This is a genomic window from Elioraea sp. (assembly GCF_051860475.1).
Lineage (GTDB): Bacteria > Pseudomonadota > Alphaproteobacteria > Acetobacterales > Acetobacteraceae > Elioraea.
Window position 1 is genome coordinate 1 of the sequence record NZ_JBHYDW010000186.1, and the last position, 7,154, is coordinate 7,154.

Here is a 7,154-nt window from a genome sequence, read left to right on the forward strand (position 1 = left end):
GTGGTTCCGGCAACGATCCAGAGCAGCGCGGTCACCACGCCGCCCGACGGCACGCCATCGGCCGCATGCAGCAGCACCGCGGCGGCAAGCACGATCTGCATCGCGGTGTTGGCCTTGCTGACGAACAGCGGCCGGATCGCCGGCTCCTGGCCGAGAACATAGAGCGTCAGCACGCCACCGACGATCAGCACGTCGCGAAACACCACCATGATCACCAGCCACGAGGGCAGGAATCCGGTCGCGCCGAGCGTGACATAGACGCTCACCAGCAGCGCCTTGTCGGCGACCGGGTCGAGCACGGCGCCTACATGGCTGCGCGCCCCGAATCGCTTGGCGATGAACCCGTCCACCGCGTCGGAGACCCCGGCGGCGACGAACAGCCAGAACGCAAGCTCCATCTCGCGCTGAAGGATCAGCCAGACCGCCAGCGGCACGGCGAACAGCCGTGCCAGCGTGATCAGGTTGGGAAGCGTGATCATCGCGTCGCGATCGTCCGGTCCTGGAAGCGCCGCCTGCACGTCAGTCCGCGCCGCGCGAGAGGCGCCAGCCGTCCGGTCCCTGGCCAAGCACGAGGCCGGCGGCGGCGAGCGAGACGACGGCCTGCTCGGGCCCGGCGGTCAGGGTCAGGCCGAGCCGGGCTACCGTGGCGGACAGCCCGCGCAGTTCCACTTGCGAGACTGCCGGGCTGGCGGCCAGGCGGCGGCGGATCTCGGTCCACTCGGCGAGCGAGGTGAACACCGCGCGGGCCTCGATCTGCACGGGGCCGACCGCGCCGCGCGCAAGCAGCGCCCGCACCGGCTCCGGACGGAAGAACACCGTCATGACGGCGCTGTAGCGGCTGGTGGTGACGTGCTCGCGCTCGATCTCGAAGCCGTTGATCAGGCGATCGAGCTCGGCGTCGGGCAGCGTGGCGAGCCGCCCGACCTGATCCGGTGCCTCGGCCTCGAGCAGGCGCTGCCAGGCCAGGCGGAAGCCTTCGCGATGCGCCGTCTCACGTGCAGCGATCGGCGTGTCGGCGCTGGCCTCGACGCGGACGTCGCGGATCACGAAGCCGCCCCGGGCGAGGGCGGGCAGGACGGCCCCCAGCATGCCGGGCAGGGTCACGAAAACCCCGATTGCCGCTCTCCGCCCCAGGCGGTCTACTGTGGTCACCTCTCCCCCCGACGCCCCGCCGCGGTCCCGGGACCGGCGCGCGGCAGGGGTTCCCTTAGCCGATCGGAGGCCGTCATACCAAGCCTGAGCTATCGCGATGCCGGGGTGGATATCGACGCCGGCGACGCGTTGGTCGAACGGATCAAGCCGCTTGCGCGCGCGACGGCGCGCGCCGGCGCGATCGGCGGGATCGGCGGCTTCGGCGCGCTGTTCGACCCGCGGGCCGCCGGCTACGCCGACCCGGTGCTGGTCGCGAGCACCGACGGGGTAGGCACCAAGCTGCGCATCGCGATCGAGACCGGGCATCACGAGACCGTCGGCATCGACCTCGTCGCGATGTGCGTCAACGACCTCGTGGTCCAGGGCGCCGAGCCGCTGTTCTTCCTCGACTACTTCGCCACCGGCCGGCTGGAGGTGGACGAGGCGGCACACGTGATCGCCGGCATCGCCGAGGGCTGCCGGATTGCCGGCTGCGCCCTGATCGGCGGCGAGACCGCCGAGATGCCGGGGATGTATCGCGGCGGCGACTACGACCTCGCCGGATTCGCGGTCGGCGCGGCGGAGCGCGGCAACCTGCTGCCGCGCGGGGATGTCGGTCCCGGCGACGTGCTGCTCGGGCTTGCCTCCTCGGGGGTGCATTCGAACGGGTTCTCGCTGGTGCGCCGGATTGCCGGCGGCGACGCGGCGCGCTGGGACGCGCCGTGCCCGTGGCAGCCGGGTGCGAAGCTCGGCGAGGCGCTGCTCGCGCCGACCCGGATCTATGCCGCCAGCCTGCTGGCGCTGCACCGCGCGGGACTGCTCAAGGCGGCGGCGCACATCACCGGCGGCGGCCTGCCCGGCAACCTGCCGCGCGTGCTGCCCGCGGGCGTCGAAGCCGTACTCGATGCCGCTGCGTGGCCGGTGCTGCCGGTGTTCGCCTGGCTCGCGCGCCAGGGCGGCGTCGTGCCCGAGGAGATGCTGCGGGTGTTCAACTGCGGCATCGGCATGGTGGTGGTGGTGGCGGCCGATCGGGCGGACGAGGCCGCAGCCCTGCTGCGCGGCGCCGGCGAGACCGTGCATCGGATCGGCGCGCTGCGTGCCCGGGCGGGGCCGGCGCGCGTGACCATCGCCCTGTCCGAGGGCTGGCCGCGATGAAGCGCCGCGTCGCGGTGCTGATCTCGGGCCGCGGCAGCAACATGCGGTCCCTGCTGGCGGCCTGCGCCGATGCCGCCTTTCCGGCCGAGATCGTTCAGGTGCTGTCGAACGTGCCGGCGGCGCCGGGGCTCGCGGCGGCGGCGGATGCAGGCATCGCCACCGCGGTGGTGGATCACCGCCGGTTCGGGCGCGACCGTGCTGCACACGAAGCCGCCGTGCAGGCCGTCCTGCACGGGGCCGGGGCAGAGGTCGTGTGCCTCGCCGGCTACGGGCGGCTGCTGACGCCCTATCTCGTCGGGCTCTGGCAGGGGCGGATGCTGAACATCCACCCGAGCCTGCTGCCCGCCTTCCCGGGCCTGCGCACGCATGAGCGGGCGCTCGCCGCCGGGGCGAAACTGCACGGCTGCACGGTGCACGTGGTCACCGAGGCGACCGACGAGGGGCCGATCCTCGCCCAGGCCGCCGTGCCGGTGCTGCCGGGCGACGATGCCGACCGGCTCGCTGCGCGCGTGCTGGCCGCCGAGCACCGCCTCTACCCGGCGGCACTTGCGGCCTTCATCCGCGGCGATGCGGCGCCGGCGCCGGCCGGTGCGGTGCTGTTCAACCCCTTGCCGGGCTCTGCGGGGTCCGACTAGAAGGCGGGGGCAGGAGCGAGGGACGACGATGGCGCAGCACGGCGGGGCGACGATGGCGGACGATCCGAAGCTGGACGAGTTCGTGAGGTCGCGCCAGCGCTTCTACGGCAACTTCATCACCTTCACGGTCTGGTCGATCGTGGGGATCGTGCTGCTGCTCGTGCTGATGGCGGTCTTCCTGGTCTGACCCGGCCGCGCCGCGCGGCTCAGCCGCGCAGGTGGCAGGCAACCCAGTGGCCCGGCCTTGCCTCGCGCAGCTCGGGCGATTCGGCGCTGCACAGCGGCAGTTCGCGGATCGGGCAGCGGGTGTGGAAATGGCAGCCCGACGGCGGGTTGAGCGGCGAGGGCACGTCACCCTCCAGCCGGATCCGCGCGCGCTTCAGGGTCGGATCGGGGATCGGCACGGCCGACAGCAGCGCCTCGGTATAGGGGTGCAGGGGTGTGGCGTAGAGGTCGTGCGCGGAGGCGAGTTCGACGATCCGGCCCAGATACATGACCGCGACCCGGTCGCTGATGTGTTCGACCACCGACAGGTCGTGGGCGATGAACAGATAGGTCAGCCCGAACTTCTCCTGGAGGTCCTCGAGCAGGTTCACCACCTGGGCCTGGATCGAGACGTCGAGCGCGCTCACCGGCTCGTCGCACACCACCAGCTTGGGCGAGACCGCGAGCGCGCGGGCGATGCCGATGCGCTGGCGCTGGCCGCCCGAGAACTCGTGCGGGAAGCGGCGCATGTGATCGGCGTTCAGCCCCACCGTCTCGAGCAGGTCGGCGACCCGGTCCTCGATCTCGCGTCCGCGGGCGAGCTGATGGATCACCAGCGCCTCGCCGATGATCGCGCCCACGGTCATGCGCGGATTGAGCGAGGCGAAGGGGTCCTGGAAGATGATCTGCATGTCCCGGCGCAGCGCGCTGAGCGCCTTGCGGTCCATCGCGGTGACGTTCCTGCCCTCGAACCACACCTCGCCCGAGGTGGGCTCGATCAGCCGCAGGATGCAGCGGCCCGTGGTGGACTTGCCGCAGCCCGACTCGCCCACCACGCCGAGCGTCTCGCCTGGCTGGAGGTCGAAGCTCACGCCCGAGACCGCGTGCACCTGGTCGATTGTGCGGCGCAGGATGCCGCCCTTGACCGGGAAGCGCTTGACGAGCTCGGTCACGCGCAGCAGCGGGGCGGGCGTGGGCGTGACGGCCGGCACGGTCACAGCACGCACGCCACTTTGTGGCCCGGCGCCACCTCACGCAGCGGCGGCTCGGCGGCGACGCAGATGTCGGAGGCATAGCGGCAGCGCGCAGCGAAGCGGCAGCCCGGCGGCGGGTGGAGCAGGCTCGGCACGGTGCCCGGGATCGCCTCCAGTCGCTCCTTCTTGACCGCCGCCAGGTCGAGGCGCGGGATCGAGCGGATCAGCCCCTGCGTGTAGGGATGGCGCGGATTGCCGAACAGCTCGACCACCGGCGCCTCCTCGACCACCTTGCCGGCATACATCACCACCACACGCTGGGCGGTCTCGGCCACCACGCCCATGGCATGGGTGATCAGCATCACCGCCATGCCGAGCCGGTCCTTCATCTCGTTCAGGAGGTCCAGGATCTGCGCCTGGATGGTGACGTCGAGCGCGGTGGTGGGCTCATCGGCGATCAGCAGCTTCGGCCCGCAGGCGAGCGCGATGGCGATCATCACTCGCTGGCGCATCCCGCCCGAGAACTGATGCGGGTAGTCGTGCGCGCGCCGTCCGGGGTTCGGGATGTTCACGAGCTTCAGCATCTCGATTGCGCGAGCAATGGAGTCGCGCTTCGAGAGGCCCTCGTGCAGCCGGATGCTCTCGGCGATCTGCTCGCCCACGGTATAGACCGGGTTGAGCGAGGTCATCGGCTCCTGGAACACGATGCCGATCTCGCGCGCGCGGATGGCGCGCATGTCCTCGGCGCCGAGCGGGACGATGTCACGTCCCTGCCAGAGGATCTGTCCCGCGATGATCTTGCCCGGCGGCATGGCGATCAGCTTCATCACCGTCATCGCCGTGACGGTCTTGCCGCAGCCCGATTCGCCGACCACGCACACCGTCTCGCCGCGGCCGATGCCGATATCGACCCCGTCGACCGCGCGCACCCAGCCGTCATCGGTGCGGAAATGGACCTTCAGGCCGCTGATCTCGAGCAGCCGCGACCCGCCGCCTGTGTCCCTCAAATCACTCTCCGCGGATCGAGCGCGTCGCGCAGCCCGTCGCCGACGAAGTTGATGGTCAGCACGGTGAGGAAGATCGCGAGGCCGGGGAACAGCGCCCAGTGCGGCGCGTAGTCGAGGTTGTCCTTGGCGTCGAACAGCAGCCGGCCCCAGGTCGGGATGTCAGGCGGGAAGCCGAGGCCTAGGAAGGAGAGGGTGGATTCGGCGATGATCGCGGCGGCGATGTCGATGGTCGCGGCGACGATCACAGGCCCGAGCGCGTTGGGCAGGATGTGGCGGATGACGAGCCGCGGCGTCGAGGCGCCAAGTGCCCGCGCGGCCTCGACGAACTCCTTCTCGCGCAGGCTGAAGAACTGCGCGCGCACCAGGCGCGCGACCGGCATCCAGCGGAACCCGCCGATCACCGAGACGATCAGGATGAACACGCCGAGCTCGGCGCCGACCAGACCGCGCAGCGTGTCGCGGAACAGGTAGATCACCAGCAGCAGGAGCGGCAGCTCGGGCAGCGACAGGAACAGGTCGGTGAGCCACATCAGCCCGGCGTCCACCCGCCCCGAGGCGATCCCGGCGACCGAGCCGATCAGCGTGCCGAGCAGCACCGCCACCAGCATCGCCGCGAAGCCGACCGCGAGCGAGATGCGCCCGCCGTAGAGCATGCGCGCGAGCAGATCCTGGCCGAGATCGTCGGTGCCGAGCGGGTGCGCCCAGGACGGGCCTTCGAGCCGGACGCTGAAGTCGATCTCGTCGATCGGCACGCGCCAGACGAGCGGACCCAGCAGCACCGCGAGGATGATCACCGACAGAACGACGGCGCTGGCGACGGCGAGCCGGTGCTTGCGAAAGCGCCGCCACGCCTCGCCCCAGGGCGAGACTCGCTTGCGCGGTGCCGCGGCGGTGGCCGCCGCGCTAGCGGTAGCTGATGCGAGGGTCGAGCCAGCCATAGATCACATCGGCGAGCAGGTTGAAGAACACGACCAGGCAGGCGAACACGAAGGTGACCGCCATGATCACCGGCGTGTCGTTGGACAGAATCGCGGTGATCAGCAGCGAGCCGATGCCGGGCACGCGGAAGATCTGCTCGGTCACGATCGCGCCGCCGAACACCACCGGCATCTGCAGCGCGACCAGCGTGACCACCGGGATCAGCGCATTGCGCACCACGTGCTTGGTGATCACGGTGCGCTCGGGCAGGCCCTTGGAGCGCGCGGTGGTGACGTAGTCGAGCCGGATCACGTCGAGCACGGCGGAGCGGACGAAGCGCGTCCAGGCCGCGCCCTGGAACAGCCCGAGCACCATGACCGGCATGATCGACTGCTTCACCTGCTCCCAAAGCCAGCGCCAGCCGGTCGCCTCGATGCCGGTGCGGTACACGAACGGCAGCCAGTCGAGATAGATCGAGAAGAACAGGATGAACATGAGCCCGGTGAAGAAGGTGGGCAGCGAGAAGCCGATGAAGGCGAGCGTGTTGGCGATCTTGTCGAACAGCGAGTAGGGCCGGGTGGCCGCCAGCACGCCCACCGGCAGCGCGATCAGCAGCGCGAGGGCCTGCGAAGAGCCGATGATTACCAGCGTGGTCGGCAGGCGTTGCAGGATCAACTGATCGACATTGATGCGGCTGACGAACGAGTACCCCCACTCGCCGCGCATCATCGAGGTCAGCCATGCGATGTAGCGGAGATGGATCGGGTCATCGAGCCCGAGGTTCGCCCGCAATTGCAGGCGAACCTCGGGCGGGATGGCGGGGTTGGTCGCCAGTTCCTCGAACGGATCCCCTGGCGCGAGCGCGAGGACCGTGAAGAGGATCACGCTGATCCCGAGCAGGCTCGGGATCGCGATCAGCAGGCGACGGATCAGGTACTGGGTCACGCCCGGGGCGTGGGCAGCATCAGGTCTCCCGGTACCAGTCCCTCAGCAGCCACATCGTGGTATCCCAGCCGCTCAGCACGGGGCGGAGATTGTTCAGGCTGCCGCTCACGAGCGGGCGCTGGACGATCGGGATGACGTGGTTGCTGCCGACGATCAGGTCGTTCATGCGGACGAACAGCGCGGCG

General features: G+C 70.5%; 9 protein-coding genes. 3 read left to right on the forward strand and 6 right to left on the reverse strand.

Features of this window, described 5'->3' with window-relative positions; translation table 11 throughout:
• Both ACTIFU_RS21380 and ACTIFU_RS21385 read right to left on the reverse strand, forming a co-directional pair.
• Positions 1 to 479, reverse strand: a 479-nt coding sequence (locus ACTIFU_RS21380; RefSeq protein ID WP_439580348.1) for a CDP-alcohol phosphatidyltransferase family protein, incomplete at its 3' end; no start/stop codon positions are given.
• Between the two features lie 40 nt (positions 480 to 519).
• The gene (locus ACTIFU_RS21385; protein WP_439580349.1) at positions 520 to 1,089 is read right to left on the reverse strand and encodes a hypothetical protein; all 570 of its coding nucleotides are present in this window, start codon (positions 1,087 to 1,089) and stop codon (positions 520 to 522) included.
• Between the two features lie 168 nt (positions 1,090 to 1,257).
• On the opposite strand from ACTIFU_RS21385, the gene purM reads away from it, so the two are divergent.
• From purM to ACTIFU_RS21400, 3 genes are read left to right on the forward strand one after another with little or no spacing between them, the layout of a single operon-like run.
• Positions 1,258 to 2,286 carry a phosphoribosylformylglycinamidine cyclo-ligase gene (gene purM / locus ACTIFU_RS21390; RefSeq protein WP_439580350.1) on the forward strand — a complete coding sequence of 343 codons (1,029 nt, stop codon included), beginning with the start codon at positions 1,258 to 1,260 and terminating at the stop codon, positions 2,284 to 2,286.
• A complete protein-coding gene (gene purN, locus ACTIFU_RS21395) occupies positions 2,283 to 2,921 on the forward strand; it encodes a phosphoribosylglycinamide formyltransferase (protein WP_439580351.1) in 639 nt (212 codons plus the stop codon). The genes purM and purN overlap by 4 nt, the downstream gene beginning before the upstream one ends.
• A gap of 28 nt (positions 2,922 to 2,949) precedes the next feature.
• Positions 2,950 to 3,108, forward strand: coding sequence for a hypothetical protein (locus ACTIFU_RS21400; protein WP_439580352.1), 159 nt, complete (start codon positions 2,950 to 2,952; stop codon positions 3,106 to 3,108).
• A 19-nt stretch (positions 3,109 to 3,127) separates the two neighbouring features.
• Here ACTIFU_RS21400 and ACTIFU_RS21405 read toward each other — a convergent pair whose 3' ends face one another.
• Genes ACTIFU_RS21405 through ACTIFU_RS21420 form a run of 4 tightly spaced genes read right to left on the reverse strand, consistent with a single transcriptional unit; the run spans position 3,128 to position 6,969 of the window.
• Positions 3,128 to 4,123 (reverse strand): ABC transporter ATP-binding protein, encoded by a 996-nt coding sequence (locus tag ACTIFU_RS21405; RefSeq protein ID WP_439580356.1) that lies wholly within the window; start codon positions 4,121 to 4,123, stop codon positions 3,128 to 3,130.
• Positions 4,120 to 5,106 carry an ABC transporter ATP-binding protein gene (locus ACTIFU_RS21410; protein ID WP_439580353.1) on the reverse strand — a complete coding sequence of 329 codons (987 nt, stop codon included), beginning with the start codon at positions 5,104 to 5,106 and terminating at the stop codon, positions 4,120 to 4,122. Before ACTIFU_RS21410 ends, ACTIFU_RS21405 begins: the two co-directional genes overlap by 4 nt.
• Complete coding sequence (locus ACTIFU_RS21415) at positions 5,103 to 6,044, reverse strand: ABC transporter permease (RefSeq protein ID WP_439580354.1); 942 nt, start codon at positions 6,042 to 6,044, stop codon at positions 5,103 to 5,105. The genes ACTIFU_RS21410 and ACTIFU_RS21415 overlap by 4 nt, the downstream gene beginning before the upstream one ends.
• Positions 6,010 to 6,969 (reverse strand): ABC transporter permease, encoded by a 960-nt coding sequence (locus ACTIFU_RS21420; RefSeq protein WP_439580355.1) that lies wholly within the window; start codon positions 6,967 to 6,969, stop codon positions 6,010 to 6,012. Before ACTIFU_RS21420 ends, ACTIFU_RS21415 begins: the two co-directional genes overlap by 35 nt.
• Between the last annotated feature and the right edge of the window lie 185 nt (positions 6,970 to 7,154).